The organism is Corallococcus sp. BB11-1 (genome assembly GCF_026626625.1).
GTDB lineage: Bacteria > Myxococcota > Myxococcia > Myxococcales > Myxococcaceae > Corallococcus > Corallococcus soli.
This window is the reverse complement of record NZ_JAPNJY010000002.1, coordinates 270,983-286,532: the sequence shown is the minus strand read 5'-3', so window position 1 is coordinate 286,532 and position 15,550 is coordinate 270,983. Positions and strand designations below refer to the sequence as shown.

At 70.5% G+C, this 15,550-nt stretch carries 12 protein-coding genes; 7 read left to right on the top strand and 5 right to left on the bottom strand.

The features are described 5' to 3' along the window. The first annotated feature begins 24 nt into the window (after positions 1–24). From OV207_RS05015 to OV207_RS05005, 3 genes are all read left to right on the top strand, one after another. Complete coding sequence (locus OV207_RS05015) at positions 25–2,223, top strand: glycosyltransferase (RefSeq protein WP_267553054.1); 2,199 nt, start codon at positions 25–27, stop codon at positions 2,221–2,223. Between the two features lie 205 nt (positions 2,224–2,428). Next, positions 2,429–5,980, top strand: a complete 3,552-nt coding sequence (locus tag OV207_RS05010) for a class I SAM-dependent methyltransferase (protein ID WP_267553053.1) — start codon at positions 2,429–2,431, stop codon at positions 5,978–5,980. A 46-nt stretch (positions 5,981–6,026) separates the two neighbouring features. Next, entirely contained in the window at positions 6,027–6,887 is an 861-nt protein-coding gene (locus tag OV207_RS05005; RefSeq protein WP_267553052.1) for a class I SAM-dependent methyltransferase, read from the top strand. A gap of 3 nt (positions 6,888–6,890) precedes the next feature. Here OV207_RS05005 and OV207_RS05000 read toward each other — a convergent pair whose 3' ends face one another. From OV207_RS05000 to OV207_RS04980, 5 genes are all read right to left on the bottom strand, one after another. Next, positions 6,891–8,285 (bottom strand): DUF2142 domain-containing protein, encoded by a 1,395-nt coding sequence (locus OV207_RS05000; RefSeq protein WP_193428683.1) that lies wholly within the window; start codon positions 8,283–8,285, stop codon positions 6,891–6,893. A 25-nt stretch (positions 8,286–8,310) separates the two neighbouring features. After that, positions 8,311–8,715 (bottom strand): DUF2304 domain-containing protein, encoded by a 405-nt coding sequence (locus OV207_RS04995; protein ID WP_193428684.1) that lies wholly within the window; start codon positions 8,713–8,715, stop codon positions 8,311–8,313. A gap of 5 nt (positions 8,716–8,720) precedes the next feature. Continuing rightward, a complete protein-coding gene (locus OV207_RS04990) occupies positions 8,721–9,419 on the bottom strand; it encodes a glycosyltransferase family 2 protein (protein WP_193428685.1) in 699 nt (232 codons plus the stop codon). 381 nt (positions 9,420–9,800) lie between these two features. Next, entirely contained in the window at positions 9,801–10,328 is a 528-nt protein-coding gene (locus OV207_RS04985; protein ID WP_267553048.1) for a hypothetical protein, read from the bottom strand. After that, the gene (locus OV207_RS04980; protein WP_267553046.1) at positions 10,318–11,958 is read right to left on the bottom strand and encodes a glycosyltransferase; all 1,641 of its coding nucleotides are present in this window, start codon (positions 11,956–11,958) and stop codon (positions 10,318–10,320) included. Before OV207_RS04980 ends, OV207_RS04985 begins: the two co-directional genes overlap by 11 nt. A gap of 114 nt (positions 11,959–12,072) precedes the next feature. Between OV207_RS04980 and rfbB the strand changes: the two genes are divergently transcribed. The 4 genes from rfbB (at position 12,073) to rfbC (ending at position 15,512) form a co-directional block, all read left to right on the top strand. Then, on the top strand, positions 12,073–13,098 hold the full coding sequence (rfbB, locus tag OV207_RS04975; RefSeq protein WP_193428688.1) for a dTDP-glucose 4,6-dehydratase: 1,026 nt from the start codon (positions 12,073–12,075) through the stop codon (positions 13,096–13,098). Positions 13,099–13,101: 3 nt separating this feature from the next. After that, entirely contained in the window at positions 13,102–14,001 is a 900-nt protein-coding gene (locus tag OV207_RS04970; protein ID WP_267553044.1) for an SDR family oxidoreductase, read from the top strand. An 87-nt stretch (positions 14,002–14,088) separates the two neighbouring features. After that, positions 14,089–14,970, top strand: a complete 882-nt coding sequence (rfbA, locus tag OV207_RS04965; protein WP_193428690.1) for a glucose-1-phosphate thymidylyltransferase RfbA — start codon at positions 14,089–14,091, stop codon at positions 14,968–14,970. Beyond that, a complete protein-coding gene (gene rfbC / locus OV207_RS04960; protein ID WP_267553042.1) occupies positions 14,967–15,512 on the top strand; it encodes a dTDP-4-dehydrorhamnose 3,5-epimerase in 546 nt (181 codons plus the stop codon). Before rfbA ends, rfbC begins: the two co-directional genes overlap by 4 nt. Positions 15,513–15,550: the final 38 nt, after the last annotated feature.

Sequence of the window (15,550 nt, the reverse complement as noted above, 5' to 3'; positions counted from 1 at the left end):
CGCGGACGCAGGTTGTCGCGGCGCATGCGGGAGACCCTGCACCAGGTTCACCGGGGGCTGACGCGGCCCACGGTTCACCTGACGCCAGCTCCTGGCGCGGGCGTGACCGCCGAGCACGGCGGTCCCTTCGAGTGGCGCGCGGACGGCGCCGGGGCCCACCTGGCGCTTCTTCCCGGCGCGGCGGCCCTGCCCACGGGGTGGACGGAGTTCTCCTTCCGGCTCCTGACCGGGGAGGCCGGCGCCGCGTCGCCCGTGCTCATCGTGGACACGGACGTCGCTGGAGCCGAGCAGAGCATCCGCCTGCCGCTCGACGCCGACGGTCGTGCGCGGATGCTCGTCCGTCTTCCAGAGGCCGTGCTCGCCCTGCGCCTGGGCCCGGTGAACGGCCCCACGCGCTTCCACCTGTCCGACGTGCGCGCGGTGCAGGTGGCGCCCGCGGAAGCCGCGGTGCGCATGACGTGGCCCCTGGCGCTGCGACTCGCGCGGGAGCCCGAGCGCATTCCGCGCGTGGCCCGCCGTTACCTGGACGCGCTGCGCACCGGGGGCCTGCGGGCCGTGGACGGCGTGCTGGGCCAGAAGTCCAACGGCCATCTCTCGCTCGAAAGCTACGAGGCCTGGGTTCGCCAGTACGACACGCTCGGTGACGCGGACCGGGAGGCGCTCCGCCACGCGGCGGAGGCGTTCGCCTGGAAGCCGCTCGTGTCCGTGGTGATGCCGACCTACAACACCCCGGAGGTGTGGCTGCGGCGGGCCATCGACTCCGTGCGCGCGCAGCTCTATCCGCACTGGGAGCTGTGCATCGCGGACGACGCCTCCCGTCAACCGCACGTGCGCGCCGTGCTGGAGGAATACGCCCGGCGCGATGCCCGCATCCGCTACGTCGTCCGGCCCGCCAATGGGCACATCTCCGCGGCCTCCAACTCCGCCCTGGAGCTGGTCCAGGGCCAGTTCATCGCGCTCCTGGACCATGACGACGAACTCACGGAGGACGCCCTGCTCCGGGTGGTGGAGGTCCTCAACGCGCACCCCGACGCGGACATCGTCTACAGCGACGAGGACAAGATTGATCCGCAGGGCCGCCGATTCGATCCGTACTTCAAGCCCGCGTTCAACCTGGACCTGTTCCGCACCCAGAACCTCATCAGCCATCTGGGCGTCTACCGCACGGAGCGCGTGCGCGAGGTGGGCGGCTTCCGCGTGGGCTTCGAAGGCAGTCAGGACCACGACCTGGCCCTGCGCGTGGTGGAGCGCACCTTGGCGGATCGCATCCAGCACGTTCCGCGCGTGCTCTACCTCTGGCGCGCCATCCCCGGCTCCACCGCGCTGGACGCGGGGGAGAAGAGCTATGCCAGCATCGCGGCGAGCAGGGCGCTCCAGGAGCACCTGGACCGGACGGAGCCTGGCGCGCGCCTCGAGCCGGGACCCAACGCCTCGCTCCACCGCGTCCGCCACCCGCTCCCCACGCCCAGGCCCCACGTCACGGCCATCCTCCAGGCCCGCACGGCCTCCGAGGCCATGGTTCGTCTGGACGCCTGGCGGGCCACCGCGGAAGGGTGGGACGTGGATTGGCGCGTGGCCTCGGGAAGTCCTGAGCAGGCCTCCCTGTCCGCCAACGAAGCCGCGCGCGACGCCCCTGGCGAAGTGCTCATCTTCCTCGCCGCGGACCTCTCTCCGGAGGGGGCGGACTGGCTCGCGGAGCTGGTCTCGCAGGCCCTGCGTCCGGAGGTGGGCGCCGTGGGCGCGAAGCTGCTCGCGCCGGACGGTCGCGTCGAACACGCGGGCTTCGTGCTGGGCATGGGCGCGGATGGCGTCGCCGGAGGTCCGTACCGGGGCCTGTCCCGCGAATCCACCGGCCATATCGGTCGCGCGGCGGTGCAGCAGCGGGTGTCCGCGGTCAGCGCGGCGTGCCTCGCCGTGCGACGAAGCGTCTTCGAGCGCGTGGGGGGCTTCGACGCGGCCGTCCTGCCGGGGCCCTGGCGCGACGTGGACCTGTGCCTGCGGCTCGCGCAGCACGGCCTGATGACCGTCTGGACGCCGCACGCGGTGTTGATCCACGCCACCGCCCCCATGTCACCTGATGCGGACCCGCTGTCCTCGTCAGCGGCCACCGCGTTCAAGGCCCGGTGGAAAGAAACAGTGGGCGATGAGCCCTTCCACAGCCCCAACCACGCACTGGGAAATGGCCCCCTGCGCTTCGCCTGGCCACCTCGCCGGGCGCGTTGATTCGCCCGCTGGAGAAAGCCGCGGTGCTGGTTCCCTCCCTGTGGGGCGAGCGGCCTGCCAGTCTTGACGCTCCCCAGGTGTGATGACATGGAAGGGCTTTCACCCTTGGGGGGCGCCTGTTCGAGACTCCGCCTCCCGCGCCAACGCCTGGATAGGGGGGCGTGCCTTCCATTCGCGAGGGCCGCGTCTTTCCGACACCACGACCATGCACCCACTGCTCAATCCCCTGGAACACCCTCTCAGCCTGACGCTCCCCAATCGGCTGCTGGCCTCCTCCGCGTGGGTGGAGCACGTCCCGTTCGCGATGTTCATCGTGGACCTGCTCCGGCCCGGGACGCTGGTGGAGCTGGGGACGCACACCGGGGTGTCGTACTCCGCGTTCTGCCAGGCGGTGGACGCGCTGAAGCTGGAGACCCGGTGCCACGCGGTGGACACGTGGCAGGGGGACCCGCACGCCGGATTCTACGGTCCGGATGTGCTCGCGGACCTGCGCGCGCACCATGACCCGCTCTACAGCGGGTTCTCCCAACTGCACCAGATGACCTTCTCCGAGGCCGCCAGCGTCTTCGCGGACGGCTCCATCGACCTGCTCCACATCGACGGCTGCCACGAATACGAGCAGGTGAAGGCGGACTTCGAACAGTGGCTGCCCCGGATGAGCTCGCGCGGCGTCATCCTCTTCCACGACACCCGGGTGCGGGAGCGCAACTTCGGCGTCTGGCGGCTGTGGGAGGAGATCTCGGGCCGCCATCCCTCCTTCGAGTTCTTCCATGGCCACGGCCTGGGCGTCCTCGCCGTGGGGGCGGAGCAGCCGGAGGGCCTGCGCGCGCTGGTGGAGACCCGGGGCGAGGACCGGGAGCGCGTGAAGGCGGTCTTCGCCGCCCTGGGCGCGCGGCTGTCGCTCCTCTTGGAGGGACAGACCCTCAGGACGGAGTACGGCCGGGTGAGCCAGCAGGTCGCGGAGGGCGCGCAGCGGCTGGAGCGGCTCCAGGCGGAGCTGGAAGCCTCTAACCAGCGGGCACACGGCGCCGCCGCCGACCTGCGGGAGCAGCAGGGGCGGCTCGCCAGGATGGGCCTGTCCCAGCAGCTGCTGCAGGAGGAGCTGGCGCGCAAGAACGCGCGCCTCGCGGAGCTTGATGCGCTGGCGTCGCACCAGGGAAGCCAGCTGGCGCACATCTCCGGGAGCCTCGCCTGGAAGACCATCAACCGGTACTGGTCCGTGCGCGAGCGCGTGCTGCCACCCGGCACCCGGCGCGGCAACCTCTACCAGCGCGGCAAGCGGACGCTGCACTCCGTGGGCGCGAAGCTGGTGGAGCTGCCCGCCGCGCGCCGCACGGCCCGTGCGCTCAAGAGCGCCGCGGCCACGGTCGTCGTCCCGGCGCACACCCCGCCCCCGCCCCCCCCGGCACCCTGGACCCTGCCTCTGACGGAGCGCTCGCAGGCGAGCATGGGTCGGCGCGTGCTCATCATCGCGGAGCTGTCGCTGCCCCAGTGCAAGCGCTACCGCGTGGACCAGAAGGTCGCGATGTTCCACCGGCTGGGCTACGAGGTCACCGTCCTGCCGTGGAATGACCACGTGGAGTGCAAGACGGCGCTCCAGTTCCACGGCCTGGTCATCTACTACCGGGTCCCGGCGTTCCCTTCGGTGGTGGAGACCCTGGAGGAGACGAAGCGCCTGGGGATTCCCCACTTCTTCGACGTCGACGACCTCATCTTCGACGTGGAGGAGTACCAGCGGAACAGCAACGTGCAGCGCCTGCCCCAGGAGGAGCGAGACCTGCTGCTCAGCGGCGCCGCGCTCTACCGTAAGACGCTCAGCCTCTGCGAGCATGGCATCGCCAGCACGCCGACCATCGCGGAGCACATGGCGCGCGTCGTTCCCGGGAAGGTCTACGTCGTCGAGAACTGCCTGGACGACGGCATCCTGGAACTCGCCCGGGAGATGGAGCAGCGGCCGTTCTCGGTGGATCCGGGCACGATCACCATCGGCTACGGCAGCGGCACCCGCACGCATGACGCCGACTTCACCATCGCGGCGGACGCCATCCTTGCGGTGATGGAGCGCCACGCGAACGTGCGTCTGGCCATCCACGGCTTCCTGGAGTTGCCCAAGGACTTCGAGCGCGTCTCCGAGCGCGTCTTCCGCATCCCGTTCCTGGACGCGGATGACTACCTGCGTGCGCTCGCGTCGTGGCAGATCAGCATCGCGCCGCTGGAGCCCACGGTCTTCAACGACGCCAAGAGCAACATCAAGTTCATCGAGGCGTCCATCTTCCGCGTGCCCGCGGTGTGTTCGGGCGCGGGACCGTTCCGTGAGATCGTCGAACACGGCCGCAACGGGATGATCGCCACGACCCGCGAGGAGTGGGAGTCCGCCCTGTCCGCGCTGGTGGAGGACGCCGCCTTGCGCCAGCGGCTGGGCGAGGAGGCGCACCGCAGCGTGATGGCGCGCTACCACCCCGCGGTGGTGGCCACCGAACGGCTCCAGCCCGTCCTTTCGCACCTGCCGCCCGCGCCCCCGCCGCGCCTCAAGGTGTTGGAGGCCAACGTCCTCTTCGCGCCGCTGAGCTTCGGCGGGGCCACGCTCGTCGCCGAACAGGTGGCGCACCGGCTCCAGGCGGAGGGCTGCGACGTCACCGTGTTCACCGGCATCATGAACTCGCCGCTGCCGGCCTACACGGTGGTTCGCTACGAGACGCAGGGCCTGCCCGTCATCGCCACGCAGCTCGCGCACGGCGGTGACCGCGCGCTCGACTACCAGAACCCGCGCATGGGGACGACGTTCGTCCAGGTCCTCAAGACCGTGCGCCCGGACGTGGTGCACTTCCACTCCATCCAGATGCTGAGCGCGTCGCTGGCGACGGCGTGCGCCGCGGAAGGCATCCCCTACACCATCACCCTGCACGACGCGTGGTGGCTGTGCGAACGCCAGTTCATGGTCAAGGAGGACGCCACCTACTGCAACCAGAAGGGCATCGACCTGCGCGTCTGCTCCAAGTGCGTGCCGGACACCCGCTTCACCTTCAAGCGCACGGTCGCGCTGCGCAAGGTGCTGGACGGCGCGGCCCTGCTGCTCACGCCCAGCGAGTTCCAGCGCCAGCTCTACATCGCCAACGGCATCGCGCCGGAGCGCATCGTCGTGAACAAGAACGGCGTGCTGCTGCCCACGCAGCCCCGGCCCACGCGGGATGAGCAGTCCCCGGTGCGCTTCGCCTACCTGGGCGGGCGCGCGGTGCACAAAGGCTACTTCTGGCTCAAGGACATCCTCGAGGCAATGCCAGAGTCCCGCTACGTCCTGAAGATGACCGACATCCAGCTGCGCATGGGAGCGGCGTCCATCGACGCGAAGGACTGGAAGGTGGCAGGTGGCGTGGAAGTCGTCCCTCCGTATGATCAGGACGGCCTGGATGCCTTCTTCGAAGGCATTGACGTGTTGCTCATGCCCTCCCAGTGGAAGGAGAGCTTCGGCCTGGCGGTGCGCGAGGCGTTGGCCCGCGATGTCTGGGTCGTCACCACGGCGTCAGGCGGCGTCACCGAGGACATCGTGGAGGGCATCAACGGCAACATCCTGGAGATTGGCGACCGGGAAGGCTTCAGCCGCGTGCTGCGCGAGCTGATTGCCCACCCGGAGCGGCTGGCGCGCTTCCGCAATCCCAAGCGCGCCACCGTGCGCGACTATGTGAAGCAGGCCCAGGAGCTCCGGACCCTGCTGGATGGTATTGTGAGCAACCCGGTCCAGAAGCGGGCCGCGAGCTGAGCCCTGGGCCGCAGTGAACACAGTCACTGCCTGAATGGAGACTCCCGTGCGTCTTTCCCAACTGCGGTCGCTGATTCCTAGCTCGTTCAAGTCGGTCATCCGTGAGTCGCTGGGCGTCGCCCAGCTCCACACCCGCCTGTCCGAAACCGAGAACCAGCTGGCGGCGGTGCGGGAGCGCCTGGGGCCGTCCCCATCCCCATCCCCTGCGCCCACGACGGCCCTGCCCGGCATCACCCGGGAGCTCATCGCGGCCCAGTACCTCCGGGGTGAGGGTCTGGAGATTGGCGCCCTCCACAACCCGACGAAGGTGCCCGCGGGAGTCCGGGTCCGCTACGTGGACGTGGCGCCCATTGAAGTGCTGCGCGCCCGGTTCCCGGAGGCCGGGGACCGCATCACGGTGCCCGACATCGTGGACAACGGGGAGGAGCTGGGCCGGGTGGCGACGTCATCCCAGGACTTCATCATCGCCAACCACTTCCTGGAGCACTGTGAAGATCCCATCGGCGCGATGAAGAACTTCATCCGCGTGCTGAAGCCGGGGGGCATCATCTTCATGGCCGTCCCCGACAAGCGCTTCACCTTCGACAGCGTCCGGGACGTCACCACCACCGAACACGTGGTGGAGGATCACCTGAAGGGCCCGGAAGTGTCCCGCCGCGACCACTACGACGAGTGGCTGCGCATCATCGACAAGAAGAGCGGCGATGAGCTGGCGCACCTGACGAACCTGTTCGTCCAGGACCGCGTGAACATCCACTTCCACGTATGGACCTTCGACGGGATGTTCGAGCTGTTCTCCGCGGCCAGGAACCGGGTGGGCCTGCCCTTTGATATCAAGATGGCCTTCCTGGACCCGCCCTGCCTGGAGGTGGTGTGGATCCTGGAGGTCACCAAGCCGCGGGACTGAGCCTCACACCGCGCCGTAGTAGCGCTGGTACACCGTGGTGAGCGTCACGCCGACGGACAGCGCGATGAAGCCGGCGATCAACACCGGCTTGAGCCGCGCCAGCGTGCGCGGTGCCCACGCGGGCGGGGCCAGGGCCACCACCAGCAGGGGCGCATAGGGCAGCAGGTAGCGGCCCTGCACGCCGTCCACGCGGTCCGCTCCCGGAGGCGTCCACGCCAGGTAGAGCATGGCCTGGATGGCGAGCACGCCCGCCACGGCGACGCCCAGCGCCACCACGCGCACGCGCCAGCCCACCGTGGGCGAGGGGGCCGCGTCCAGCGCCATCACCCCCAGCAGCAGCGCGCCCAGGCCCAGCAGCACGGGCCTCGACACCGGAGTGTCCAGCCAGCCGAGCACGCCACCCGCCTGATGGAGGAAGTCCGGCAACCGCGTCCAGAAGTCCGACACCAGCACCCCCATCACCTGGAACGGGTGCGCGCGGACATGGGCCACCTGCGCCACCACTTCGCTCGGACGGAAGATGTCCCTCACCGTGCTGGACCACGCGAACTGGAGCAGCGCGGGGACGGCCACGACGGCGACGACGGCCAGCGCATAGCGTCCGGGCGTCCCCATCCGGGTGAGCGGCAGCAGCAGGAACACCAGCGTCAGGGGCAGGTAGGCCTGCTTGCACAGGGCCACGAACACCGCGCTCAAGAGCAGCAGTCCCAGCTGCTTCGCCCCGAGCGGCCCCGGGTGCGCGAAGGTGTAGTGCAGCGATAGCGCCACGAGCAGCAGGCACGCCGACAGGGTGATGGGGTCCGCGGACACCGAGGCCCGCTGGAACAGCACCATGGGCGTGAGCGCCAGCAGCGCGAACGCCCACCGCTGGAAGGGCATCAGCCGCAGCGCCAGCGCCGTGAGCGCCAGCGCCACCAGCACGTTGCCCAGCCGGCCCGCCCACAGCACCACCACCGGCGGCGCCTCCAGGATTCGCGCGGGCGCCATGCCCAGCGATTGAGGGAAGTACACCAGCGGGAAGTAGATGGCGGACGCGGCGAAGTGCCACTCCACGGTATCCCGGGGCGCGAGCGCGGCGTGCATGGCGTCGCGCAGGCGCTGCCGGTCCTGCCGCACGTTGGCGTGACCCCCGACCCCCTCCGACACGTGCTCCGCCACCTGGACCACGCTGCGCGGAAGCTGCCCGCCCGCGGACGCCGTCGGAAGCCGCGTGGCCGTCAGCTGGCCCTCGGAGATCTGGTACGCCCGGAAGAAGTGCGCCGGTTCGTCCGCCACCTGGAACGGGGGCGTGAGGAAGCTCAGCACCCCGCCCAGCACGGCGGCCACGACCAGGAAGACGTTGATGGGCGCGATGAAGAACGGGCGCAGGGGAGACGGGGTCGGCGAAGACGCGAGCATGGAAGGGGGGTCGTTCCGCGAAGGCTCAGGCGGCGTGGGGGTCGTGCCGGGCGGCGGCGGGGACGGAGTCGGAGCGGGGCGGGGCGCGCGCGAGGCGCTCATGCTCCGTGGAGGTGAGCAGGGCCACCTCCTGCGCCAGCCGCTTGAGCTGCTGGCGCTGCTCCGCCACCTGGAGGCTCAACCGGTACACGACCCACATCAGGGCCGACAGGGCGAGGAAGAAGAGGGCCGAGGGCGCGTAGTAGATGCCCATGGCCGACGCCAGCGTGTCGATGCCATGGCGCCACAGGGACAGGCCCGCGATGGTCGCGGCGACCAGCAACCAGGCGAAGGTATGACGCTCGTTGGTGCGCCGGCCTCGGGCCGACCACAGCACCGTGAACGCGAAGGCGGCCGCGAAGGCCACGCCAATGAGGCTGGAGCGAAGCATGGGCATCAGACGGGACGGACCCGCTCCATGAGGAGGGCGAAGGACACCTTCGCCATGTAGAAGGCCGACTTCCACGGCGTCAGCGAGCTGGTACCGGTGAGGCGCGGCCGCATGCGCACGGCCACCTCCGCGATGGGGAAGCCCTGCCGCGCCGCCATGAGGACGCTCTCGGGTTCCGGGTAGTCGTGGGGGTGGGTGCGCGCGAAGAAGCGGATGGCCTGGGGCCCGAAGCCCCGGAAGCCGGAGGTCGGGTCGGTGATGCGCTGGCGGCTCAGCGTGGACAGCAGCCCCGCGAGGAACTGGTTGCCGAAGCGGCGCAGCCACGTGGAGCGGAAGCTCGCGACCCCCGCGAACCGGCTGCCGATGACGAGCTCCACGCCAGACTGGAGCGCCTCGCGCAGGGCAGGGACGGAGGCCGGATCATGCTGGCCGTCGCCGTCCATGCGGATGACCTGTGCGTAGCCGTGCCGCGAGGCGTAGAGCAGGCCGCTTGCCTCACCCGCGGCGACGCCCAGGTTGAAGGGATGGGTCAGGACGAATGCGCCAGCGGCCCGGGCACGCTCCGCCGTCTGGTCCCGCGAGCCGTCGTCCACGACGAGCACGTCCAGGTCCGGCAGGGCTTCACGCAGCTCCGCCACCGTGGTGGCGATGCATTCCTCTTCGTTGAAGGCCAGCAACACGATGAGGCCCCGTCGGGTGTCCATGCTTCCCTTTCCTGTCTCTTCGGGGGCTTCTACCGTTTACCACGGGGACCAAACAACCCTCCTGCCCCCCAGGCCCGAGCCTGCCCCTCGCGTGCGATGTAGCTCCAGGTGTCCCGCCATCGTAGGCCCTCGGCCAAGGCGACCGACCCTGGTCTGCCAGGGTGACGGGCGGGCGGGGGAGCCGTCATGGGGCATGCGCCCGGTCAGCAGCGAGGCTGCCCGCCTCGAAGCCCAGGTCGCCAAAGGCCTCCACTGGCTCCTGGCCCCGTGTCGCAGCAGGGCCTCCATGGGGAGGCCCGGGTGATGGGAATCCCAGGCAGGACAGGCGGGGGATGACACCCTACCTGTCGGTGCATGGCGATGTCTGTCCATGCCTGGAGGCTATCGGCGTCTGGATTTGCGGCGAGCCGGCTCCGCGCCTGCGTCTTGCCCGGAGGGCTTCCCGGGGGGCACGACCTCCGGTCCGCTCCGAGGGAGGTGGGCGTCGAGCTGTTCCAGCCGCTTCTCCACTTCCTGGCGCCAGAGCGTCTGCGTTCGCGCCTGCACCCGCTGGTGCTCGTGGATGAGCGCGAGCGCCTCCAGGATGGCCTCGTTGAACTCCACCTGCCGGCGCAGCGCTTCGTTGATGAAGGGCTGGAACGTCAGCCGGAAGGCGCGCTTGGCCATGACGAGCGCGGGGCCCACCACGGGCCGGTGGGAGGTCGGCGCATCCGCGTAGCGGCTGTCGCGCTTGCGCCGGGCGGCCTCCAGGAAGGTCGGCCACGCGGAGCTTGAGGCCTGCTCCTGGGTGGCGCTGAACTTGCCGCGCAGTGCCTCCACCGCTTCGGGCGGGGGCGCCGGCAACCGTCGCAGGGCTTCGGCCACGGCCTCCGGGGTGGGCTGGGTGCTGATGAGGTCCTCAGCGCGCATGCGTGCGTCCTCCTTCGTCCAGGGCCCGGGCCACGTCCGCCGCGAGCGCGTCCACGTCCTGGCCGGGCTTCAGCTCCCACAGCCGGGACCCCAGCGCACCGCGAACCCCCGCATCCGGCGCGCGAGGGGGCTCCCAGAGGCCCCAGGCGCGGGCCTGGACCTGGGCCGCCGTCCTGCGCGCCACCTCTTCATCCGCGCCAGCGAACAGCACGGGGCCGGTGACGGAGCACACGCCCGTCTCCAGGGACGAGGACGGGGGCACGTCCTGGCGCATCCGGGAGGCCGGCTCATCCGGCGTGAAGTGCCACACCGGGGTGCCGTCCTGCGATGACTCGCGGGGGGAGAGCTGCAGCGGCATCACCTGACGCCTCACCGTCCAGAGCCGTGCGCCGGGCAGCCGGTCCACCACGGCGCGCGCCAGTCGCGACATGGGCGCGTCCGGCGACGCGTCGAAGCCCGGGCAGACCACGGTGGCGCCGTCGGGGCCTTGCTTCGAGGCGGCCGGGGTGTGGCCCTCCAGGAACGGGGCCAGGGCTTCTCGCACGCGCCGTGCGACCGTCGGCTGGTCCAGCGGGGTCAGCCGCTCGCGCTGGGCGGCCACCACCCTCGCGCGCAGGCCAGCATCGCGCTCCAGCACCGCGAGCAGCCCCGCCACCTCCACGGGGTCGTCCGACAGCGTGGTGAGGCCCGCGCCGCCCATGGTCTCCGGCACCGCCGCGGCGCCATACGCCACCACCGGCACGCCCCGGTACATCGCCTCCAGCAGGGGCACGCCGAAGCCCTCATGGCGGCTCATGGACAGGTAGGCCGTGGCGGAGGCGAAGCACGCGGAAAGCTGCGCCGCGTCCACCCGGCCCAGGAACACGACGCGCTCGGGGCCCAGCTGCTCGCGGAGCGCGAGCACGGTCGCGTCATAGAGGGTGTCGCGGCGCAGCGTCCCCGCCACCAGCAGCCGGCTGCGCGGCTGGTACAGGCGCTGATACGCGGTGAAGACGCGCAGCACGTCCTCCAGGCGCTTGCTGGGCACCATGCGGCCCACGAACAGGACGTTCGCGCACCCGTCCTCCATCTGCGCCTGGAGCGCCGGATCCGCCGGCACGTCGAAGGCGTTCCAGTCCACCGCGAAGGGCAGCACCGCCGCGTCCCGGTAGCCCGCCGCGGCCAGCTCCTCCGCGCTGAAGTGTGAGTAGGCCCACGCGTGCGTCACGTGGTCGCGCAGCGCCCGCAGCTCCTCGCGCGCCAGCGCGCAGCCGCTCATCACGTTGCGATCCACGCCCTCGAAGAACCGGGCCGGCGTGACGTTGTGGTACAGCAGCGCCTTGCGCCCCTTCGCCCGGGCCACGAGGGGGACGAGGCGCGACTGGAAGCTGTGGTGGACGAGCAGCGCGCTGTCGGCGCGGGCCTCGCGCGGGTAGTCCCGGGCCGGGCGCACCTGATCGCGGCAGGCCTCGTCCCACTCGGCCGCGTAGATCTCCGAAGCGTAACCCCAGCCGCGCAGCAGGTCCCGCAGGTAGCGCACCTGGTTGCCCACGGCGTCGCCCCACGCGAGGTGCGCGACCAGCTGGTGGACCCCTCCGACGCTCGGGGAGGCGGTCCCTTGCTTGCTGTTCCAGAGGCTCACGGTGACCATGGCGTTTACAACCGGCACGCACCGGCGACAAGTGGGCGCGGCCTTGCCTTGACGGGGCTCCCCTGCCTCCGCTACGGAGGGCGCTTTCTCCTGCGTCCGAGTGGTGGCTTGTCAATGAACGTCCTGGTGACAGGGGGCTGCGGCTTCATCGGCTCCAATCTGGTGAAGTACCTGCGTCGCGAGCGGCCCGACTGGAAGATCGTCAACCTCGATAAGCTCACCTACGCGGGCAACCTCGAGACGCTCGCGGACCTGGAAGGCGACCCGAAGCACGTCTTCGTGCGCGGCGACATTGGCAACCGCGAGCTGGTGGAGCACCTGATGGTGCAGCACTCCATCAACGCGGTGATGCACCTGGCGGCGGAGAGCCACGTGGACCGCTCCATCCTGGGGCCGGAGATCTTCGTCACCACGAACGTGCTGGGCACCCAGCAGCTGCTGGAGGCCAGCCGGGCTCGCGGCGTGAAGCGCTTCCTGATGGTCTCCACGGACGAGGTGTACGGCTCGCTGGGCCCCACGGGCGCGTTCACGGAAGCCTCGCCCCTGCAGCCGTCCAGCCCTTATTCGGCGTCGAAGACGAGCTCGGACCTCATCGCGCTGGCGTACCACCACACGTTCAAGATGGACGTGGTGGTGACGCGCTGCTCGAACAACTACGGCCGCTACCAGTTCCCGGAGAAGCTCATCCCGCTGATGGTGGTGAACGCGCTGCACGACAAGCCGCTGCCCGTCTACGGCGACGGCGCCAACGTGCGCGACTGGCTCCACGTCGAGGACCACTGCCAGGGTCTGCTCGTGGCGCTGGAGAAGGGCCGGCCGGGCGAGGTCTACAACATCGGCGGCGGCTCCGAGCGTCGCAACATCGAGATCGTCAAGGGCATCCTGGGCCTGCTGGGCAAGCCCGAGTCGCTCATCCAGTACGTGGCGGATCGCCCCGGGCATGACCGGCGCTACGCCATCGACCCGACGAAGATCCGCACGGAGCTGGGCTGGAAGGCGAACCACACCTTCGAGCAGGGGCTGGCGGACACGGTGAAGTGGTTCGTGGAGAACCGCGCCTGGTGGGAGCGGGTGACGAGCGGCGCGTACCGCCAGTACTTCGACACGCAGTACCGGACCCGCCTCCAGGGGCGGGGCTAGGCCATGCGCCTTCTGGTCACGGGGGCCAACGGCCTGGTGGGCAGCCGCGTCTGCGCGCTGCTGACGCAGCAGGGGCACGACGTGGTGGGGCTGGGGCGCGGTCCCCGGCGCACGGGCGGGACGCACCGCTACGTGGAGGTGGACCTGACGCGTGAGGCGGACGTGGCCGCGGCCATCGCCGCCGCGGCGCCCGAGGTGATCATCCACCCCGCCTCCATGACGGAGGTGGACGCCTGCGAGAAGGACCCGGAGGCCGCCTTCGCGGCGAACGTCACCGCCACGGCGGCGGTGGCCCGGGGCGCCCGAGCGCTGGGCGCGCACCTGGTGCACGTGTCCACGGACTACGTGTTCGACGGGGATGCGGGCCCGTACTCCGAGGACGCCCTGCCGAACCCCAAAGGCGTGTACGCGCTCACCAAGCACATGGCGGAGCAGGCGGCGCGCACCTTCGTGCCGGGCTGCGCCATCGCGCGCACGGCGGTGGTGTATGGCTGGCCGGCGGCGGGGCGTCCCAACTTCGGCGCCTGGCTGGTGGGCGCGCTGGAGAAGGGGCAGCCCGTGAAGCTCTTCGAGGACCAGGTGGTATCCCCGAGCTTCGCGGACAGCGTGGCCGCGATGCTGGCGGAGCTGGGCGTGCGGCGCCTGGGCGGGGTGTGGAACACCTGCGGCGGCACCGTCATCGACCGGGTGGGGTTTGGCCGGGCGCTGTGCGAGGTGTTCGGCTTCGACGCGTCGCTCATCACGCCCACGCGCATGGCGGACCTGAAGCTCGCGAGCCCCCGGCCGCTGCGCAGTGGCCTGACGACGGACAAGGTGCGCGCGGAGCTGGAAGCCAGGCCGCTGGCGCTGCCCGAATCGCTGGCGCGCTTCCACGCGGCCTGGAAGGCGAACCGTCCCGTTTGATCATCCGCGCGTGGCGGCCGACCGCGCGCATCCCTCCACGCGCCCTCCCGGGACTCCGGGACGGGCCGTGGAATGCAAGGAGCATCCATGAAGGGAATCGTTCTCGCGGGCGGCTCGGGCACGCGCCTGTATCCGCTGACGCGCGTGGTGAGCAAGCAGCTCTTGCCCGTCTACGACAAGCCGATGATCTACTACCCGGTGACGACGCTGATGCTGGCGGGCATCCGGGAGATCCTCATCATCTCCACGCCGCAGGATCTGCCGCGCTTTCGCGAGCTGCTGGGCGACGGTGAGCAGTGGGGCGTGCGCTTCCAATACGCGGAGCAGCCGAAGCCGGAGGGGCTGGCGCAGGCCTTCGTCATCGGCCGGGACTTCGTGGGCAAGGACCCGGTGTCGCTCATCCTGGGCGACAACATCTTCTACGGCCACGGCATGGGAGAGCTCACGCAGCGGGCCTCACGGCGCACGCAGGGCGCGACGGTGTTCGGCTACTACGTGAAGGATCCGGAGCGCTACGGCGTGGTGGAGCTCAACGCGCAGCACCAGGCGGTGAGCATCGAGGAGAAGCCGGCGAAGCCGAAGTCGCACTACGCCGTCACGGGGTTGTACTTCTACGACAACCAGGTGGTGGACATCGCCGCCAACCTCAAGCCCGGACGGCGCGGTGAGTATGAAATCACCGACGTGAACGCGGAGTACCTGCGGCGCGGTGAGCTCAACGTGGAGCTGATGGGCCGCGGCTACGCGTGGCTGGACACCGGCACGCACGAGTCGCTGATGCAGGCGTCCAACTACATCGAGATCATCGAGCGTCGGCAGGGCCTCAAGGTCGCGTGCCCGGAGGAGATCGCCTTCCGCATGGGCTACATCGACGACAAGCAGCTGGCGGCGCTGGCGGCGCCCATGCGCAAGAACGAGTACGGCCAGTACCTGTTGGATCTCATCGAGAACCGGGGAGCGGTGTCGTGAAGGTCACCCCCCTGGAACTCCCCGAAGTCCTCCTGTTGGAGCCGAAGGTGTTCGGCGACGACCGGGGCTTCTTCCTCGAGTCCTACAACGCGAAGCGCTACGCGGACGCGGGCATCCCCGGCCCCTTCGTGCAGGACAACCTGTCCCGCTCCGTGAAGGGCACCCTCCGGGGGCTGCACTTCCAGGAGCCGAACGCGCAGGGCAAGCTGGTGCAGTGCCTGGCGGGCGCGGTGTGGGACGTGGCGGTGGACGTGCGGCGCGGGTCGCCCACGTTCGGCCGCTGGGTGGCCGCGGAGCTGTCGTTCGAGAACAAGCGGCAGCTGTGGGTGCCGCCGGGCTTCGCGCACGGCTTCTGCGTGCTGAGCGACTCCGCGGACTTCTTCTACAAGTGCACCGCGCTGTACTCCCCGGAGACCGAGCGCAGCGTGCACTGGAATGATCCGGACCTGGCCATCCCGTGGCCGGTGAGCGCGCCGCTGCTGTCGGGCAAGGATCAGCAGGCGCCCCGGTTGAAGGACGCCCCCGTCCTGCCCGTTTTCTGACGCTGCGCTGACGCCTGGAGCAGGCGGGCAGGCGTGAC

What these genes read in the sequence shown, in the direction of transcription:
- OV207_RS04980 (WP_267553046.1), bottom strand. Translation starts at nt 11,958, where the DNA reads ATGGTCACCGTGAGCCTCTGGAACAGCAAGCAAGGGACCGCCTCCCCG.
- OV207_RS04970 (WP_267553044.1), top strand. Translation starts at nt 13,102, where the DNA reads ATGCGCCTTCTGGTCACGGGGGCCAACGGCCTGGTGGGCAGCCGCGTC.
- OV207_RS05015 (WP_267553054.1), top strand. Translation starts at nt 25, where the DNA reads ATGCGGGAGACCCTGCACCAGGTTCACCGGGGGCTGACGCGGCCCACG.
- OV207_RS05010 (WP_267553053.1), top strand. Translation starts at nt 2,429, where the DNA reads ATGCACCCACTGCTCAATCCCCTGGAACACCCTCTCAGCCTGACGCTC.
- rfbB (WP_193428688.1), top strand. Translation starts at nt 12,073, where the DNA reads ATGAACGTCCTGGTGACAGGGGGCTGCGGCTTCATCGGCTCCAATCTG.
- OV207_RS04995 (WP_193428684.1), bottom strand. Translation starts at nt 8,715, where the DNA reads ATGCTTCGCTCCAGCCTCATTGGCGTGGCCTTCGCGGCCGCCTTCGCG.
- OV207_RS05000 (WP_193428683.1), bottom strand. Translation starts at nt 8,285, where the DNA reads ATGCTCGCGTCTTCGCCGACCCCGTCTCCCCTGCGCCCGTTCTTCATC.
- rfbA (WP_193428690.1), top strand. Translation starts at nt 14,089, where the DNA reads ATGAAGGGAATCGTTCTCGCGGGCGGCTCGGGCACGCGCCTGTATCCG.
- OV207_RS04985 (WP_267553048.1), bottom strand. Translation starts at nt 10,328, where the DNA reads ATGCGCGCTGAGGACCTCATCAGCACCCAGCCCACCCCGGAGGCCGTG.
- OV207_RS04990 (WP_193428685.1), bottom strand. Translation starts at nt 9,419, where the DNA reads ATGGACACCCGACGGGGCCTCATCGTGTTGCTGGCCTTCAACGAAGAG.